The organism is Thalassobacillus cyri (assembly GCF_900107755.1).
Classification (GTDB): domain Bacteria; phylum Bacillota; class Bacilli; order Bacillales; family Halobacillaceae; genus Thalassobacillus; species Thalassobacillus cyri.
Genome location: NZ_FNQR01000008.1, coordinates 89,538 through 108,521, shown reverse-complemented (window position 1 = coordinate 108,521; position 18,984 = coordinate 89,538). Strand labels below are relative to the sequence as shown.

General features: G+C 40.8%; 14 protein-coding genes. 2 read left to right on the top strand and 12 right to left on the bottom strand.

Annotation, left to right across the window (positions count from 1 at the left end; translation table 11 throughout):
* Positions 1-28 precede the first annotated feature (28 nt).
* Genes BLV00_RS11190 through BLV00_RS11180 form a run of 3 tightly spaced genes read right to left on the bottom strand, consistent with a single transcriptional unit; the run spans position 29 to position 2,673 of the window.
* Positions 29-793: an SDR family NAD(P)-dependent oxidoreductase gene (locus BLV00_RS11190; protein WP_093045075.1), complete on the bottom strand. Its 765-nt coding sequence runs from the start codon at positions 791-793 to the stop codon at positions 29-31.
* Between the two features lie 39 nt (positions 794-832).
* Positions 833-1,822, bottom strand: coding sequence for a transketolase family protein (locus BLV00_RS11185; protein WP_093045074.1), 990 nt, complete (start codon positions 1,820-1,822; stop codon positions 833-835).
* 2 nt (positions 1,823-1,824) lie between these two features.
* A complete protein-coding gene (locus BLV00_RS11180) occupies positions 1,825-2,673 on the bottom strand; it encodes a transketolase (protein WP_093045073.1) in 849 nt (282 codons plus the stop codon).
* Positions 2,674-2,885: 212 nt separating this feature from the next.
* On the opposite strand from BLV00_RS11180, the gene BLV00_RS11175 reads away from it, so the two are divergent.
* Positions 2,886-3,887 (top strand): LacI family DNA-binding transcriptional regulator, encoded by a 1,002-nt coding sequence (locus tag BLV00_RS11175; RefSeq protein ID WP_093045072.1) that lies wholly within the window; start codon positions 2,886-2,888, stop codon positions 3,885-3,887.
* Between the two features lie 320 nt (positions 3,888-4,207).
* Here the strand turns inward: BLV00_RS11175 and garD are convergent, their stop codons facing one another.
* From garD to BLV00_RS11130, 9 genes are all read right to left on the bottom strand, one after another.
* On the bottom strand, positions 4,208-5,746 hold the full coding sequence (gene garD, locus BLV00_RS11170; RefSeq protein WP_093045071.1) for a galactarate dehydratase: 1,539 nt from the start codon (positions 5,744-5,746) through the stop codon (positions 4,208-4,210).
* Between the two features lie 51 nt (positions 5,747-5,797).
* Positions 5,798-6,868, bottom strand: coding sequence for an Ldh family oxidoreductase (locus BLV00_RS11165; protein WP_176791467.1), 1,071 nt, complete (start codon positions 6,866-6,868; stop codon positions 5,798-5,800).
* 54 nt (positions 6,869-6,922) lie between these two features.
* Positions 6,923-8,275 (bottom strand): glucarate dehydratase, encoded by a 1,353-nt coding sequence (gene gudD, locus BLV00_RS11160; RefSeq protein ID WP_218131897.1) that lies wholly within the window; start codon positions 8,273-8,275, stop codon positions 6,923-6,925.
* Positions 8,276-8,335: 60 nt separating this feature from the next.
* A complete protein-coding gene (locus tag BLV00_RS11155) occupies positions 8,336-9,850 on the bottom strand; it encodes a tripartite tricarboxylate transporter permease (RefSeq protein WP_093045069.1) in 1,515 nt (504 codons plus the stop codon).
* A 14-nt stretch (positions 9,851-9,864) separates the two neighbouring features.
* Positions 9,865-10,269: a tripartite tricarboxylate transporter TctB family protein gene (locus tag BLV00_RS11150; protein ID WP_093045068.1), complete on the bottom strand. Its 405-nt coding sequence runs from the start codon at positions 10,267-10,269 to the stop codon at positions 9,865-9,867.
* Positions 10,270-10,351: 82 nt separating this feature from the next.
* Positions 10,352-11,428 (bottom strand): tripartite tricarboxylate transporter substrate-binding protein, encoded by a 1,077-nt coding sequence (locus BLV00_RS11145; RefSeq protein ID WP_093045067.1) that lies wholly within the window; start codon positions 11,426-11,428, stop codon positions 10,352-10,354.
* Between the two features lie 198 nt (positions 11,429-11,626).
* Positions 11,627-13,093 (bottom strand): alpha-ketoglutaric semialdehyde dehydrogenase GucD, encoded by a 1,467-nt coding sequence (gene gucD, locus BLV00_RS11140; RefSeq protein ID WP_093045066.1) that lies wholly within the window; start codon positions 13,091-13,093, stop codon positions 11,627-11,629.
* 31 nt (positions 13,094-13,124) lie between these two features.
* Complete coding sequence (gene kdgD, locus BLV00_RS11135; protein WP_093045065.1) at positions 13,125-14,054, bottom strand: 5-dehydro-4-deoxyglucarate dehydratase; 930 nt, start codon at positions 14,052-14,054, stop codon at positions 13,125-13,127.
* A gap of 6 nt (positions 14,055-14,060) precedes the next feature.
* Positions 14,061-14,780, bottom strand: coding sequence for a FadR/GntR family transcriptional regulator (locus BLV00_RS11130; protein ID WP_093045064.1), 720 nt, complete (start codon positions 14,778-14,780; stop codon positions 14,061-14,063).
* A gap of 379 nt (positions 14,781-15,159) precedes the next feature.
* On the opposite strand from BLV00_RS11130, the gene BLV00_RS11125 reads away from it, so the two are divergent.
* Complete coding sequence (locus tag BLV00_RS11125; protein ID WP_093045063.1) at positions 15,160-18,297, top strand: glycoside hydrolase family 97 protein; 3,138 nt, start codon at positions 15,160-15,162, stop codon at positions 18,295-18,297.
* Positions 18,298-18,984: the final 687 nt, after the last annotated feature.

Sequence of the window (18,984 nt, the reverse complement as noted above, 5' to 3'; positions counted from 1 at the left end):
GCCACTCTTCAGCCGCCTGTGTATATAATCAATCGATATGAGACCCTCCATTGATATCTAGTTCTTCCCCGGTAATATAACCTGCTCCTTCTGAAGCCAAAAATGAAATAGAGTAAGCGACATCTTTCACTTCTCCTACTCTCCCAGCAGGTATGCCTTCTTTGATAGAAACCTCTTTATCAGTTGTCAACAGGCCTCCCGTAATATTTGTTCCTCCAATTAAGCCAGGGGCAACTGTATTACAAGTAATTCCATAAGGGGCCATTTCTCTGGCTACTGCTTTCGTAAATCCAGTCACTGCTGCTTTAGCCGCTGAATAGTGAGAGCCTCCAAAGATTCCTCCCCCTCTTTTACCGGACACAGAGCTTAAATTAACAACTCTTCCATACGCTGATTTTTGCATATACGGCAGCACTGCCTGGGTTAAGAAAAAAGTTCCCTTCATATTAATATCGAAGACAAGATTCCATTCTTGTTCCGGGATATCAAGGACTCGTGTTGGTCTTGATATTCCTGCATTATTGATAAGTATATCAATTCGTCCAAAGCGATCCATAACTTTTTTCACCATCTGATGGCAGGCTTCTTTATCTGTTACATCCAGTTTGACTGTCATCGTCTGTCCATTGTTATACTGACTGATTTCTTCCTGCGCTTCGGCCAGCCCCGCCTCATCGATATCTGCAATGACGACAGCCCCACCTCTTTTACTTACTTGTCTGGCGGTTTCCCGTCCAATACCTTTTTCTGACCCGGCACCAGTGATTATTGCAACTCGTCCTTCAAAATTCATGCTTGTCCCTCTCTTCCTGCAAACTTAAATTCCAGCCAATTATCCTAGAAATTCTTTTGCTACAGATGCAATCCCTTTTCCATCAAGTTTATAGTGCTGATATAAGTAATAAGGCTTGCCAATCAAAGAATATTCATCATAGAAACCGTGACGCTTAAATTTACAGCTGACCCCGGATTCCATCAATACTTCTGCTACTGCACTGCCCAGTCCACCTTGGACATTATGTTCTTCCACAGTCAGGATGGCCCCTGTTTCTTTTGCAGCGTTTAATACGGCTTCTGTATCCATCGGCTTGATGGTATGCATATCAATGACACGAGTACTGATCCCCTGCTCTTCCAATTGCTGTGCAGCTTTCAAAGATTCATTGACTTCGATACCGCAAGCGATAATAGTTAAGTCAGTACCTTGCTTCAGGACGTTAGCTTTTCCAATCTTATTTTGTACAACATTTTCTTTTCGTTCATATACGGGTTCTTCACGACCACGACTGACCCGGAAATAGATAGGTCCTTCATATGTTTTTACTGATTCCTCTACCATTTCTGAAAGTGCGACCCCATCCGCAGGAGAAATGACTGTCATATTTGCCATCGCTCTTGTAATCGAAATGTCTTCCGTGGCATGGTGAGACGAACCGTAGAATCCCATCGCAATGCCTGTATGTGTTCCGATCAGCCTCACATTCAAATTAGGATAAGCAACGGCTGTCCGAATATTTTCAGCTGCCAGAACGCCAAGGAAAGAAGCATAGGTTGAAACAAATGGAATTTTCCCAGTAGATGCCAGACCTGCTGCCGCTGTTACCATATTTTTTTCCGCCAATCCAAAATTGAAAAAACGATCTGGAAATTCTTTTCCAAAATCCCACAGCCGGGTCGGCTTACTCAAATCTGAAGACATAGCGACAATTTCCGGATGATCGTTCCCTAACCTCGCCAGCGTTTCGCCTGCCGTTAGCTGTTTGGACATTTCAAGACTCTTATATAGTTCCCAGGTATCTTTATGAAAAGTGGTTGTACTCATGTTTAGTTACCTCCTTCAATTTCTTCAATGGCGCGTTTGATATCTTCTTCACCCAAATTAGCTACATGCCATTCATACCCATGCTCCATAAAGGAAACGCCCTTTCCTGCTACCGTGTCGCAGATGATTGCTGTCGGTTGCTCTGAATCTACAGATGGCAGGTTTTCAAACGCCTCCACTAATGCTTCAACATCATGGCCATCTACATCTACAACATTCCAGCCGAAACTTTCCCATTTTTCCCTTATTGGATTGATGTTCATTAATTCTTCGGTGTTACCGTCTACAGTTACTTTGTTGTTATCGACAATCGCTACCAAATTACCTAACTTGAAATTGGCAGCACTCATTGCCGCTTCCCAAACCTGACCTTCCTGAAGCTCGCCATCACCCATTAAAATATAGGTTCTGTATTTTTCTCCATCAATACGGGCACCCAGTGACATACCTACTCCTACAGAAAGTCCATGCCCAATCGAACCCGAGCTGAAATCAATCCCCTTTATCTTATTCATATCCGGGTGATCTCCAAAGGCGCTTCCTAACTGGGTGTATGTATCCAGCTCTTCTTTAGGGAAAAATCCAACATCAGCTAAGATAGGGTACATACCAACGGCTGAATGCCCTTTTCCCATGACAAAACGATCTCTGCTCTTCCATTGAGGTCTTTCCGGATCATATTTCATAATGTGGTAATAAAGTGTTGAAAAAATTTCAGAACTAGAAAACGAGGAACCATAGTGGCCGCTTTTCGCCAGGGAGATCAACCTTATCGTCTCCAGTCGCGACATTTTCGCCTTTTCTTTAATCAAATCTATTATTTCCTGAGAAACAGCTGCTGTGTTTTCCATGTAAATCCTCCTTAGTTAATCGTTTTACCATCCTTGTTTAGGATATTACTATGTAAGCGCTTTTCTGTCAATAATAATTACAAAATCTTTTGTTAATAGCCTGCTTACACAGTTTTTTTCTTAGAATAATAGTGAATTTGCAATAAAATCAGGAATCATATAAAATTTATCTATGGAGAAAAGTAAATGGTTTTACCCGGAGGAATCAGAAAATGAAAGTGACGATGAAAGATATTGCCAAAGAGGCAGAAGTATCGGTAGCTACGGTTTCCCATGTTATTAATGGAACTAAAAACATCACAGAAGATAAATATAAAAAGATAATGAGAATTATTAATAAATACAATTATATTCCGAATTCCACTGCAAAAAATCTCAGACAGAAAAAAACGAAAACTGCGGGAATGATCGTATCCAGTTTTCCTGACAGTTTCATTACAGAAATGGTGTATGGAGTAGAGGAAAGAGCACGTGAGATGGGGTATAACCTGCTATTGGTAAATACAAATGAAGATAAAAATTATGAAGAAGAAACGATTAACCTGCTCCACTCAAGAATGGTAGACGGCATTATACTTTCCCCCGCAACCAATGATATAGAATATTTAAATCGGTTTACAGATGAAAATTTTCCTGTGGTTCTTGTGAATCGATATAACAATATTGTTAGAAATGCACCAAAAGTGACAGGTGATAATTTTCAAACAGGCTATGATGCAACTATCCACCTTTTGAAACATGGGCACAAAAAAATCGGGATGATATACGGAGTGGCCAATGTCTCTACTACCGATGAACGGATTCAAGGATACAAAGCTGCATTAGATCAATATAATATTCCATTTGATGAAAGTTATCTGGAGTTAGGACATGCTACAGTAAATGGTGGTGCAGCCGCAGTTAAATCGCTACTGAACCGACACAGTGATATTACTGCCTTATTTGTACAGAATGATTTAATGACGATTGGTACTATACATCAAATCAGGGAGCAATCATTGAAAATACCGGAAGATATTGCTTTAATCGGTTTCGGCGACTTTGCCTCTGCCCCTATTATAGATCCCCCTGTTACTAATATAATATTACCGCCTGATACGATAGGTAAGACTGCATTTGACGCGTTATTAAGTAAAATTAATAACCCTGAATACACAAAACATATCGAAATGCCACCATCTTTAATCACTAGAAAGTCATGTGGCTGTAAATAAAGCAGCAAACTGAGCATAGTTTGCTGCTTTTTTTGTTTGGGAAGTATATTAGCAATATGTAACAGATCAAAGATCTTATCCGCGGCCCTATCATTGATATAGATCATTTCATAATTGGTATAATCCAAAACTAGACCGGGAATAAAACCGATTACATCCCGGAGCTCTCCAAAATCTGGAGGACCTGGGGTGCGTTTTCTTCTCGCCTATAAAAAAGAAGCCCTAAAAATACAGGACTCCTAATCTATCAAACCAAAATCAGCCACAGAACGAATGTGAATAGAATCATTAATGCGCAAGTGGGTACATGAAAGAGAAAATCATGTTATTGGCGCTGGATTGAACAAGCTCAAGTCATTATGAAGTCCCCAATGTTCAGTCCATGTTTGCTTACGCCCACTGGCAACATATAAAATAAAATGGAATAATTCCCAGCCTACATCTTCTATAGTCGCCTCACCAGTTGCTATTTTTCCTGCATTTATATCAATTAAGTCACTCCACTGGTCCTTTAGTGAATTTCGAGTAGAAACCTTTACTACAGGAGCCATTTGAAGGCCGTACGGTGTTCCGCGTCCTGTAGTGAAAATTTGCATATGCATTCCTGATGCCAATTGTAATGTCCCACATACAAAATCACTTGCTGGAGTAGCAGCAAATATCAGACCTTTCTCCTTAGCTTTTTCTCCAGGTGATAAAACACCTGAGATTGGACTGCTTCCGGATTTAGCGATGGAACCAAGCGATTTTTCAACTACATTGACTAACCCACCTTTTTTATTTCCAGGCGAAGGGTTTGCACTGCGATCGGCTTCACCTATTTGTAAATAACGATCATACCATTTCATTTCATTAATCAATGCACGGCCAACTTCCTCATTAACTGCTCGTGGTGTCAGCAGGTGAACAGCATCCCGAACTTCTGTTACCTCCGAAAATAAGACGGTTGCACCTGCACGTACTAATAAATCAGCAGCATAGCCTACTGCTGGATTAGCAGTTACCCCAGAGAATGCATCACTCCCGCCGCATTGTAAGCCGATCACCAAATCAGAAACTGGACAAGTTTCTCTTTCACGCTGGTTTAACTTTTCCAAACGCTCTTTTGCCATACTCATGATGGAATCTACCATTTTTATGAAGCCCTGTTGGTCCTGAAGCGAGAGAATATTCGCTTCTGCATCATCAGTGGGAATTAACCGTTCAGGTAAAAGTTTCTCACATCCTAACCCGACAACCATTACTTCGCCACCAAAATTAGGGTGTGCTGCCAAATTTCGTATTGTACGAATCGGGATTTTTGCTTCAGGTGCATTGATTGCTACGCCACATCCGTACGTGTGGTTCAAGGCAACGACATCGTGGACATTCGGAAATTCGGGTAATAATTCCTTTTTAATTTTTTCGACCGTATAATCAAGAACTCCAGCTACACACTGGACGCTAGTTGTAATCCCCAGAATGTTTTTTATCCCTGCACTTCCATCAGCATTTCGATAACCTTGGAACGTATAACCTTCTAGAGGGGGAGTTACCTTTTTTGACTTTGAAGCGAGAGGTAGTTCATCCAATAGCGGAGGATCAGGCAGATTTACATACTTTTCTTTCACCCATGTCCCCTGTTTTATTGGAATTTCTGCATAGCCAATAACTTCTCCATAACGAACAATCGCTTCTCCCTGTTTCAAGTCTGTTAACGCAACTTTGTGACCTTCTGGAATCGACTCTAATAATTCCAATCCACAAGAAAATACGGTTCCTTCTCCCAATCCCCCAAAATTAACAATCGTAGCAACGTTATCCCTTTCATTAACCTTTATATAAAGAGGGATTTCTTCATGAGTTTTATTTAATGCCATGTGAACATTCTCCCCTCTGGAATTAGTAGGATTACTATGTTTGTGAAGGGCTTAGATAGTTTTGTTAAGGCTTACATAACCTTCTATATTCAACCCGTACTCTTTACCAACTTGTTTTAATCCTTTATACACATCTTCACCTAAATCGATTCCATTTTCTAATCTTGTTTTCTCTGTTCTATTTTCAATTTCACCTGGAACGAGCACCTCCTCAACGCCTTCTGCTGCAGGAGATGATTTAATTTCCTCAATCATTTGATCGATTCGCTGTTTATACATTTGAGCTGGCATAAATTGTTGAACGTCTATGAGCTGGAAAAAATGGCCTACGTTTTGAGGCTGATCATAATCTCCATAGATATTATTAATATGCGGTCCAAATCCTGCTCCCGTTAGGACACCACTCATAATATCGATCATAAGCGAAATGCCATAACCTTTTGGACCTCCAAAAGGTAAAACGGATCCGTCTAACGCATCTTGTGAATTCGTTGTTGGTTTACCATTTTGATCAATCGCCCAGCCTTCAGGAATATCCTGTCCATTTTGGGCAGCCATGATGATCTTCCCTCGTGCTACGACACTAGTAGCCATATCCAAAATAATAGGGTCATATCTTCCAGCAGGAACCCCATAAGCATATGGGTTTGTGCCAAAGTATGGCTGAATACCGCCCCATGGAGCCATAGTTGAAGGAGCGTTAGACATTGCAAAGGTAATCAAATCCTCTTCTACTCCACGTTTTACAAAATAGGCTCCTGCACCAAAATGAGAGGATCGGGTTACGCCTATATGAACTCCTCCGCTTTTCTTTGCCTTTGCAATTCCTAACCTCATAGCTTCACGACTTACAATTTGCCCCATTCCATCGTCACCATCAACTAATAATACTCCATCACTTTCCTGCATGATTTTTATATCTGGTGTTGGATTTATAGCTCCTTCCTTTAATCGTTTCATATAAATGGGTACACGAGTGACACCATGGGAATCAACTCCGCGCAAATTTGCCGCTACCAAACTATCTGCAACTGTATAACTGTCTTCATCAGATAAGCCTGCGGTTTTAAAAATATCATAAACAAAATCCCTTAAATGTTCGCTGCTTACATTCAAACTCATTCCTCCTTATCATTGATGATCTTTCCATTACCTAATAAAAAGCAAGCACATTCGTCACCTCACCATACATGGCTTTTTATTATCAAATTTCCACCCTGGAATTAAATACTGCATAGCAATAGAATCATCACGAGTACCAACTCCAGCCTCTTTATAGAGGGTATGTGCTTTTTCTATTTTGTCCCAATCAATTTCCACACCAAGTCCCGGTTGATCTGGCACTTTGACTTTTCCGTCTCTGATTTGCAAAGAGTTGGTCGTTAAATTCTGGCCATCCTGCCAAATCCAGTGCGTATCGATAGCGGTAATATTTCCTGGTGCAGCTGCTGCCACGTGTGTAAACATAGCTAAAGAAACATCAAAGTGATTATTGGAATGGGAACCCCATGTCCTTCCCCACTCATGACAAATTTGAGCTACACGAACAGAGCCTTGCATGGTCCAAAAATGTGGATCAGCGAGCGGAATATCGACAGCATTCAATTGTAAAGCATGCCCTAATTGGCGCCAATCTGTTGCGATCATATTCGTTGCTGTAGGCAGGTTTGTCTCACGACGAAATTCTGCCATTATTTCACGAGCAGAGAACCCCTCTTCAGCCCCGCAAGGATCCTCTGCATAAGCCAGCACATCATGCTTATCTTTGCAAAGTTCAATGGCATCATTTAAACTCCATCCACCATTCGGGTCCAACGTAATACGTGCCTCTGGGAAACGGTCTGCCAGTGCAGTAACAGCTTCCATTTCTTCCTCACCACGGAGAACACCGCCTTTTAATTTAAAGTCGTTAAAACCATAACGTTCCTTTGCTGCTTCAGCTAATCTGACAATCGCTTCAGGTGTTAAAGCCTTTTCACGACGCAGCCTGAACCATTCCGAGTCGGAATGACTCTCGCTTATATAAGGCAAATCCGTTTTGGAGCGATCTCCAATGTAAAATAAATAGCCAAGCATTTCTACTTCATCCCGCTGCTGGCCTTCCCCCAGCAGGGATGCTACCGGAACTTCTAGATGTTTTCCCAGCAAATCTAGCAGGGCAGCTTCTAATGCGGTTACCGCATGAATCATTACTCGCAAATCGAATGTTTGATTACCACGGCCGGAAGCATCCCGATGTGCGAAAGTCTTTTTAATCTTATTAAGTATTTTGTTATAGTTTCCTATTGAATTACCGATTAACAACGATTTTGAATCCTCTAAGGTGGTACGTATCCTTTCGCCACCTGGAACTTCTCCAATCCCCTGATTTCCGCTGCTATCCTTAAGAATAACTATGTTTCTTGTAAAATAAGGTCCATGTGCTCCACTTAAATTCAATAGCATGCTATCATAGCCGGCAACTGGAATCACTGACATTTCCACAATCGTCGGGGTTGTTTGTTTCTTAGTCATAACCGCCATTTTCATAACTCCTTATTGTTTAAAGTTTAAAATCTGTCATATTTTAAGAGATGGAAATTTTAAAAACTACGATACCTTTGTGATTGTCTCCTCTTGCGCAGTCTTTTTCGTTCGGTAATTATCGTAGATTGCAAAGGCAATAGAACCGATAATCATCAGCCATAAGATTATGGTAATAGGACCATTGGTGAAGAAAACGGTTAAAGATCCATCACTGCCTTTCAGACTATCAATAAAATATTTTTCCGCCTGTTTTCCTAAGATGAAGCCGATCAAAAATGGGGCAAGTTGAATGCCGATTTTCATAAACACATAGCCTAAAGCACCAAACAATAAGAGTGTCCATACATCAAACATCACCCCGTTGTTAATCGCATAAGAACCAACCACACACATGACAATGATGATTGGATAGATCGTATACTTCGGGATATAGACGATTTTTGCCATATATCTAATCGAGAAAAACATCAGCAGGAACATAAGAATGTTTGCAATAATAAGGGTAGAGACAATGCCGCTCCACAATTCCGGATTGGTTGTGATGAATAATGGACCCACCTGAATACCCTGTAATAAAAAGGCACCAATCAATACAGCTGTTGTACTATCACCTGGTATACCTAATGACAGTAACGGTATAAGTGCGCCTCCAATCAATCCGTTGTTTGCAGATTCACTAGAAATGATTCCCTCTGGTTCCCCTGTCCCCAATTTTTCAGGGTTTTTTGAGAAATTTTTTGTTTGAGAGTATGCGGTAATAGAAGCCGCACTACCTCCAACCCCTGGAAGCATCCCTATAAACGTACCAATTACTGATGATCTGATTGTATTGATGATTTGACCATTGAATATTCTAAGTGAAAATTTATTCTTTTTATTCTTACTCAAATTAATGTTTTGATGGGCAGCTGGCTTCATCCCCTCTTCCGCTTCTTGCATTATTTGAGCAATCGCAAATAAACCGATTAGTACAGGCAGAAGCGCAAAACCATAATACAGTTGCTCCTCTAATACTGGTGGCACAAGTCGTAATGTATTATTATCAGGAAACATACCGATCAGGCTTAAGTACACTCCTAAAACTCCGCTAAAAACCCCGCCAAGCAAGCTTCCCTTCGAGATGGAAGCAATAACAGTCAAGGCAAAGAGAATCACCAGGAATTTTTCAACCGATGAAAATTCGATAGCTATCGAAGCAAGAATGGGGGCAAAAAAGTACAGGATCGTTAAGCTGAAAAAACCGCCAATGATGGATGCCGTAATTCCGATTTTCAAAGCCTTTTCGCCCTGACCTTTTTGTGTCATCGGGTACCCATCGAAGGTAGTACAGAGTGAAGAAGGGGTGCCAGGAATGTTTAAAAGCATCGCAGGTACTAATCCACCGCTAATTCCTCCAACATATAAGCCTATCAATAAGGCAATTGCTTCCACCATGTCCAGTGCATAGGTAAGAGGCAAAAAGAGGGCAATGGCCATCGTAGCCGTCATCCCGGGTATTGCACCGAAAATAATTCCCATGAAAACTCCTGTAAATACTAAAACAATCGACAGCGGGGTTAATATTGAAAATATATCCATACATACCTCCCTCCTTAAGGTAAAGTGATGTCAAACATTTGACCGAATACAAACCAAATAATAAAAGATGTCAGGATGGAATTAGCGAGAGAAAGAAGAATCGCTTTTCTTTTTAAATTTCCTATATACAGCAGCATGATCAGGAACATAAACAGGATGCTGGATAGCAGGAAACCTAAAAGTTCTAACGTTAATCCATATCCGATCAGTAGGGCAACCGTTCCGTAGAATTTTAGTTTGTCATAATTGCCAGTGAAGAATTTAAAGTTAAAGTCTGTTAGTTTTCCATCCTTATAACGCTGGATCACCTGATTAATCACAATAAGAATCAATAACATTACAAGAATGGATAAAACTATTTTCGGAAAAACAGTATGGGATTCACTAAACTTAAATTCAAGGGTAAGAAAATCATTCACAATTTCACCTTCTTCCTAATAGTGAAAGTTTGAGGTTGTCTGTCAGGGAAGCCAGACAACCTCATATAAAGGTTTATTTTGTTTACTCGGTGAGTTCATCGACAGTCGGTGCATTTTTAATAATATTTTGGAACGTTGCTCTTTTTTCCAACAGATAATCCTCTGCTTCATCCGCTGAAATATAGCTCGGGATATAGGCATTTTTCGCCAGGTCACTTGTATAGTCCTCATTTTCTACTACTTGTGCTACAGCTTCATCCAATGCTTTGGCAAAGTTTGGATCAATATCCTTTGGCAGAAGGAAGAAGAATTCCTTATCAAAAACGAACTCCTTGCCATTTACTTCAATACCTTGTTCTGCGAATGTAGGTATGTCATATCCTTCCACGCGCTTTCCAGCTGTAATTCCAAGGAATTTCATTTTGATTTTCGATTCTACGCCTTCTTTTGTATATTCGTTATTACCACCAATGGAGCCATTGATAATATCTGCATTTCCATCCCATAATGCCTGGTTCTTATCCTCTTGGGAGCCTGTCGGGTAAACCTTTATTCGATCAGCAACTTCTTCTCCGTATTTTTCCTTCACCCATAAAAAGTAGCCATCAAAGGAGATTTCGGATACACCACCAGCTTCAATAGCGACAGTAATGGTCTCATCAGGATTATTCTTTAACCATTCAGCAGATTCAGCCATTGTGTCATAAGGCGCATCTCCACTCGCCAGAAAAGCATTTCCCGGGTTTGTCGAAACAACAGGACCTATTTTCCAATTTTCTAATGCATTTTTCTCGTTAATACTTCCATACTCAACTCCTAAATACGCCATGTCGTGAAAAAACATAATCGTATTTCCATCATCATCTGCTCTATCCAGCTCACTGAAAGCCTGGACGGCACCGATAGCGTCAACCTTCATATTAGTTCCTAAACTTTCTTCTAAATATCTACTGACTGCGTCGGAGTTTTGGTATGTATCTCCGCCTGTCGATGAGGAACCAATCACAACTCGAATTCTATCTGGAATCTTGGCTTCTGAAGCGGCACCATTAGCTTTGGCACTTTGATCTGATGATCCATCACCTGAGGATTGACTGCCACACGCAGCTAATACAGCTGAAATCATGACCACCATTAAAACGGAAAACAATTTTTTCATCCAAACACTCCTTCAATATTTTTTGGCAACTATTTGTTAGCGAGTGAAAAAACATACAGCAACACCAATTCCAACCCTATCCATAAAATATCGGTACAGTTTTAGTTATAATGATAGGGAAGCCCTTTAAAGCGCTTACAAATCTGTTGGTATGTGATTGAAAAATTTTAAACTCTATCCAGCGTTTAAAATAGTGGTCTATTTAACAAAAACAGTTTTAATAGAAGTGAAGAACTCAACCGCTGCCTGGCCTTGCTCACGGGAATGGGAACTAGATTGTTTCATACCGCCGAATGGTGCTTGCAGTTCCACACCAGCACTCTCTGCATTAATTCGAACAAGACCTGCATCCATTTCATTAATAAATGACAGCATTTTCTGAATATTTGTGGTAAAAATAGAAGCGCTTAAGCCATACTCCACATCATTGGCCAGATCCAATGCTTCTTCGATAGAATCGACTTTCATTAAAGCAAGCACAGGGCCAAAAATTTCTTCTTGCGCAATGGTCATATCAGATGTTACTCCTTCAAATACCGTCGGCTGGACAAAATACCCTTTATCATAGGTTTCACCTGAAAGTCTTTCACCACCTAAAAGAAGTGATCCACCTTCTTCAACACCTTTTTGAATATAAGAGAGTACCGTATTCAATTGATTCTCGCTGGCACTTGGTCCCATCCAAACATTATCCTCTAAGCCATTTCCGATGGTAATGTCTTTGATTTTGGTAAGAAGTTTTTCTTTAAACGCTTCATACACATCACTTTGGACAATCACACGACTGGTCGCTGTACACTTCTGACCTGTTGAACGGAAACCACCGCTGATAGTCGCATCAACCGCAAGGTCCAGATCAGCATCTGCTGCGACAATAACCGGGTTCTTCCCGCCCATTTCAAGCTGATATTTGCCGCCGCGGGCAAGTACAGTTTGTCCAATTTGTTTTCCTACACTATTGGAACCTGTAAACGTGATACCATTTACATCAGAGTGCTCCGCTAATCCTTGTCCAATAACAGATCCTGGGCCCGAAACCATATTCACAACACCTGCAGGGAATCCCGCTTCTGCCAAGCATTCAAAAACTTTTGCACATGTAACAGCTGTTTCTGTTGCTGGCTTAAGAACCACCGTATTTCCATAAATCAAGGCAGGTGCGGCTTTCCAAATTGGAATCGCTACCGGGAAGTTCCAGGGAGTAATCACGCCTACCACACCTAACGGAACACGAGTCGTGAACATGAATGCATCCTTATCTGTGGAAGGAATCACATCTCCGACTTTCCTCATTCCTTCACCAGCATAATATCTGAATATGGCAACTCCCCGGGCTGTTTCCCCTTTTGCTTCCGGAAGGGTTTTTCCCATTTCTCTTGTCATCGTCTCTGCAACTTCATCGATACGACTTTCCAGAATATCTGCTGCTTTGTATAAAATCTTTCCTCGTTCATCACCGGATAAATTTTTCCATTCTTTTTGTGCCGCTTTAGCTGCAGCTACAGCTTGATCCAAATCTTCTTTTGTTGACTTTTGTACATACCCAACAAGATCATCATTATTTGCAGGGTTGATGTTTTTTGTCCTTTCATTTGTGCTTGATGGTACCCATTCCCCATTTACAAAGTTCAAGTAATAGTCTTTTTCTGTTGTTTGTACTGCCATGATTCAGCCTCCTATTTTCTATCAATTTAATCTAAAGGGACACTTTTTTATTGGGAGGATATTTCTCCAAAGCTTTCTTAAGAATGGCTTTCAATTCGTTATAGTGTTCGTGTTCAACTTCCACGATTGGTGGTCTTACAGCCCTTGAAACTGGAAGTCCTACGATTTCCATACCTGCTTTAATCAAGGAAACCGCGTAACCTTTTCTTTTTTTCCTAATACGATTAATAGGCAAAATGACATCTTCATAAATATTGTTGACTGACTGCTTGTCCCCTTTTAACAAAGCCTCATAGAACTGCCTGGAAATGTGCGGAATATAGTTTGATATAGCGGAAGAATAAGAATTAAACCCCAGCGGAATGTAGACAGGCATCGTGACTTCAGCCATTGGCATGCCATTGAGCCACGCAATGCGATTTCCAATCGTTTGAGTGAGTTCAATGTTTAAATCATTATTTCCCACTCCATCTTTCACCGCTACTACTTGCGGGAATTCAACAAGCTTCTGTAAAGCATCCAGCTGTAAGACAGCGTTTGCTCTTTGGTATAAAATTGCATTCAGCTCGGTACTTTGAATAATAGCTTTATAGTATTCATAAAGACCTTCCTGTTCTCCCTCTATAAGATAAGGAGGCAAGATTAAGTATCCATCTGCTCCATGCTTTTCGGAAATTTGCGCCTTCTCTATAGCCTCTGACACATTTCCGCCTACTCCTGTATAAACAGGAACCCTGCCATCTGTTACAGAAACCGCCAATTCTACTAGTCTCTCATATTCTTTTCTGCTTAATGCATGAAATTCGCCGGAACCACAAGCTATAAAAATAGCCTCTAAACCGTTGTCTAACAAAAATTCAATATTTCTAATTAAGCCTTTCTCCTCGATGTTACCGTTTTCATTAAATGGAACAATAGGGAACCCTAAAATGCCTGAAGGAGCTTGCCTTTGATTCGACAATTACCATCATCCTTTCCTGTTTTTTTCATCCTGGACACTTTCCAGCAGCCTATTTCTGGCATGATCGAGATGTCGGTACATGCATAGATGAGCTTCGATTGGATCTCTTTTTTCCAGGGCGTAGTAAATTTGTTTATGCTGCTCGATAGTAAAGCGTTTATCTTTATTCTCCGTAGGAATACCCGCGAACATATCATCAAACATATTGAGTAATGGATCAATGATTCCTTCGGTAATAGAATTACTGGCACTATACGCAATAATGCGATGGAAGTCCTTATCGAATTCTCTATAATCGCCCTCTTGCCGTTCCATTAATCCAATATTCTCCCACAGCTGGTGTAAATCGTTGTCTGATATTTTCTCTGCTGCAAGTGATACAAGCCCCAACTCTTGAGACATTCTTGTTTCAGCAATCGCTCGTATATTCCCTGAAGATAGTGACAACATGATTTCATAAGGCTTGCTCCAAATCTTATTTGTAAAAAAGGTTCCTTCTCTGGTTTTCCTACGAACGACTCCAATCGTTTCCAAGGAACTTATCGCTTCCCGTAAAACAGGCCTGCTTACCTGAAACATGTCTTGTAAATCCATTTCTGTCGGAAGCTTGTCTCCGGGCTTTAGCTGTCCGCTAACAAGTAAGTGGATAATTTGATCGATGACCTTGCTAGATAATGTATCTCGTTTTACTGACTTTACATCTAATTGGCCGGCTGCTTTTTGCACGATTCATTCCTCCTTTCCTCATTCGTTTATTTGTCATACAATTAACCCTTGTATAAATCAAATTGTAAGACAAATAAAATTATGTGTCAATTCTAAAAATTGAAATAGTTAAATTATTTTTTTGTAAGACAAATAAACTACACCCCCGAGAAAATGTATCAGAACAAAAAAAGGACTTTCAGGGTATAACTATCGTGCTACTCTATTACAACTTTCCTCTCTCGTTTTCTGTAGAAAATTATAGAATAATGTACGAACAAAGGAGGGTAAATATTTTATTTAACACCCTGCTGCATAAAGCAGGTTGTTCATGAGGGTAAACTTTCACCTCTCTTTTATCATCAACTACAGAAAATCAAACAAAACTAAGGAGGAGTATATGAGTTTTAAAAAGAGCTTATTATCGTTATTCATCGTTGTATTCATGTTAATGTTCTCTGCCAGTCTATTTGGAGTAAATGCTTTAGGAAAAGCAGACGAGCAGGAGAATATTAAAACATTCGCCCACTCGCCCAATGGGAAAGTCAAGGTTGAGTTTCACCTTACTGAGCAGGGAGAGCCTCAGTATCAGATTTCCTATGGGAAGACTTTTCTGATCGAACCTTCTTCACTAGGGTTTCAGTTCAAGGAGCAGGCCCCCCTTAAGCGTAACTTCAAGATTATAGACACCTCTATTGAAAATTTTAACGAACATTGGGAGCCTGTATGGGGAGAAAAAAGTAAAATCAAGAACCATTATAAGCAGTTAACCATTTACCTTCAGGAAAAAGATGAGCCGAAGCGCAAGATGAACATCGTATTCCGCATTTATGATGACGGCGTAGGGTTCCGTTATGTACTTCCACAACAAGAAAACCTCGATGAAAATCTGCAGATTACTGGCGAGGAGACGGAATTCCATTTTTCTAGCAATAATACCTCCTGGTGGATTCCGAATGATTGGGACAGCTATGAATACAACTACAATAAAACTCCATTAAGTGAGGTAGACGAAGTAAGCACCCCTTTAACGATGAAGACGCCGGAAGGTATACATCTTGCTGTTCACGAGGCTGCCTTGATCGATTATTCTGGCATGGCGCTGAAAGCGGTAAATGGAGAAGAAAATACGTTGAAAAGTATTTTGGCACCCTGGCCGGACAGTAACGTGAAGGTAAAGAAAGATAGCCTTCCTGTCGAGACTCCCTGGAGAACAATTGAAATCGGCGAGGATGCAGGAGACCTTGTTGAATCGGATATGATTTTAAACCTTAATGAACCGTCCGCCATTGAAGATACATCGTGGATTGAGCCAATGAAATATGTCGGTGTATGGTGGGAAATGATCAGCGGTAAATCAACCTGGGCATCTGGAGAAAAACATGGGGCCACCACCGAAAATGCGAAAAGATACATCGATTTTGCCAATAAGTATTTAGATACGGAAAATCAAAACATCGGTCTTTTAGTTGAAGGATGGAATATTGGCTGGGACGGTAATTGGATTGAAAATGGCGATAAATTCAGTTTTACCGAACCCTACCCTGATTACAATTTGGATGAAGTTGTTCAATATGCAAAAGATCGTAACGTATCATACATCATGCACAATGAAACATCCGGCGATATTATAAATTATGAAGAACAAATGGACGAAGCTTACCGCATGTACCAGCAGTTAGGCATTCATGCGATTAAAAGCGGTTATGTCGCAGACTATGGCATTCATAATCCAGAAGGCCAAAAGCACCACGGGCAATATATGGTCAATCATTATAATAATGCCGTAAAAAAAGCTGCGGAATACGATATCATGATCAATACACACGAACCGATTAAACCTACCGGCCTTGCACGAACATACCCGAACTGGATGAGTCGTGAAGGTGTAATGGGAATGGAGTATGCTGCATTTGGAGACCAGAATAACCCACCGGAACATGATACAATCCTGCCCTTCACCAGAATGATGGGTGGACCGATTGATTTTACCCCGGGGATATTCGATGTGAACATTTCGCATGCCGATACACGAGTACACTCTACCCGTGCCAAACAACTGGCACTCTATGTAACGATTACCACTGGAACACAGATGGTTGCGGATCTGCCTGAAAACTATAAAGATGAAAACGGTCAGATTCTGCCAGAATTCAAGTTCATTAAAGATGTACCGGTTACCTGGGATGACATTATCGTTCCAAATGCAGAAATCGGGGATTATGCTACCATTGTCCGGCGCAGCGGCAATGAATGGTATATCGGAAGTATCACCGATGAAAAGGCAAGAGACCTGGATGTTGCCCTTGACTTCCTGGATAACGGCAAGAAATATGTAGCTGAGATATATTCTGATGGACCTGAAGCGAATCTTGAGAAAAACCCCACACAGGTTTCCATCGACAGAGTGAGCGTTGATTCGAACGACACACTGACAGCTTCCATGGCTGCAGGCGGCGGACATGCCGTTAGACTTTACCCTGCGGATAAAGAAGAAGTCAAAGAACTGCCAGAATACAAAGCTCCAGAGTTAACGATGGATTATAAAGAAGTACCAGAAGAAATCCAGACTAATGATCAGTTTGAAGTGACCGCAACTGTCACTAATGAAGGCAATATTATCACCGGTAAAGAATTGGAGCTGCAAATTAACGGGGAAACCGTTTCAAAAAAGAAAATCAGAATCGCCCCTGGAGTAACGAAAGAAGTTAACCTGAGTTCGAATAAATTGTTTGAAACCGGCGAACAGGAAATAAGCATCAAAGGCCTTGATAGTCAGACGGTTATGGTAACAGAAAAAGAACCTGCCTTCACCTACAGCAACCTTGAAGTTACTTCAGAGGATCAGACAATTACAGCTACAGCGACTGTCACCAATTATGGAAGTTATAAAGGAACAGCAACTGTTCCTTTGAATGTAAATGGGGAAACAGTAGACAGCAAAAAAATTGAAGTACCAGCGGCACCTGGTGGTGGAACAGCAGAAGTTACCTTCACCTGGCAAATCGCTGAAGAAGCAGGAGTCTATCAAATCGCCATCGGAGATTCCAAAGCTAAAACGATTGCACTCCCAGAAATTGAACTAACTGGTACCTGGTTGTTCCAAAAAGGAGACAACATGAACTGGAAAGAGTCAGGGTATGATGACAGCCAGTGGCAGGAAGTCACCCTTCCATCCAGTTGGGAAGAGCATTCGGACTATAATGAAAGTAATGTTTATGGCTGGTACCGGAAAACCATCGATATCCCTGAACAATGGGAAGGTCATTCCCTAAAAATTAAGCTGGGAAGAATCGATGATGTCGATACCACTTATGTCAACGGCGAGAAAATCGCCCAATCTGGGGAATTTCCAACCGGAGAAGGCGAAGAAGGCATGATTTCAGCCTGGGACTGGGACCGCGAGTATGTTATCCCTGCTGATACGATTAATTATGGGGAAGAAAACGTTATAAGCATTCGTGTATTCGATGCAAGCGGAGGTGGGGGACTGTACCAGGGTCCTCTTGGTCCAGTCGAGGTACTACCATTAAAATAAATCACTCAAAGAACTCCCTCTTACTAATATTCAAGTATGAGGGAGTTTTTTAAAACTGCGCTAATATGAGTATCATCGAAAATCTGAAATCACCATATTGTGAGCAGGCACCAATGACCTTCTTTCACCATGCTGATTTTCTTTTTAATATGAGTAGGAAAACGATAAGGGAGCTCCTCATCGAGGTCCTGTACATGGAAATCACCCATACGGGAGACAGGAGCAATTAAAAAAGACCCCCTTTACGAAACATGGGATCAGATTTGCTTGTTGATATATTTTTTCATTATTTATATTCACCTGGAAATAATATCGCAATAATAACCACTTTATTGTCTATTAAAATAAAAGTGAAATTTCCTTACTACAATTCGGGAAATTCCTTTATATCCTCCAAATTCATCTGTGTAAGTCTTACCAATTACAGGATTTTTCAATAAATCCTCAGTTTCTAAAACTGACCCATCAAATCTTCCTTCCCGCCTGACAGGGAATAAACACTTCGATCGGAACGTATGTTCTGGTCTAATAAAAAGCGAAACATTCCATTCAAGTTGACCACCCAACTACTTGCGATGGATGTCTTCTTATTTGCCCAAAAGGAAATCACACTTTCTTTTTGGGCTTTTTTTATAACGGAAAATCATAAGCGTTTAATTTCCTCCAGATTCTTATTTAATCCATTTA

Coding starts and splice junctions, on each gene's coding strand:
- gucD (WP_093045066.1), bottom strand. CDS start 13,093: ATGGCAGTACAAACAACAGAAAAAGACTATTACTTGAACTTTGTAAAT.
- BLV00_RS11185 (WP_093045074.1), bottom strand. CDS start 1,822: ATGAGTACAACCACTTTTCATAAAGATACCTGGGAACTATATAAGAGT.
- BLV00_RS11155 (WP_093045069.1), bottom strand. CDS start 9,850: ATGGATATATTTTCAATATTAACCCCGCTGTCGATTGTTTTAGTATTT.
- BLV00_RS11125 (WP_093045063.1), top strand. CDS start 15,160: ATGAGTTTTAAAAAGAGCTTATTATCGTTATTCATCGTTGTATTCATG.
- BLV00_RS11165 (WP_176791467.1), bottom strand. CDS start 6,868: ATGAGTTTGAATGTAAGCAGCGAACATTTAAGGGATTTTGTTTATGAT.
- BLV00_RS11145 (WP_093045067.1), bottom strand. CDS start 11,428: ATGAAAAAATTGTTTTCCGTTTTAATGGTGGTCATGATTTCAGCTGTA.
- BLV00_RS11175 (WP_093045072.1), top strand. CDS start 2,886: ATGAAAGTGACGATGAAAGATATTGCCAAAGAGGCAGAAGTATCGGTA.
- garD (WP_093045071.1), bottom strand. CDS start 5,746: ATGGCATTAAATAAAACTCATGAAGAAATCCCTCTTTATATAAAGGTT.
- gudD (WP_218131897.1), bottom strand. CDS start 8,275: ATGAAAATGGCGGTTATGACTAAGAAACAAACAACCCCGACGATTGTG.
- BLV00_RS11190 (WP_093045075.1), bottom strand. CDS start 793: ATGAATTTTGAAGGACGAGTTGCAATAATCACTGGTGCCGGGTCAGAA.
- BLV00_RS11180 (WP_093045073.1), bottom strand. CDS start 2,673: ATGGAAAACACAGCAGCTGTTTCTCAGGAAATAATAGATTTGATTAAA.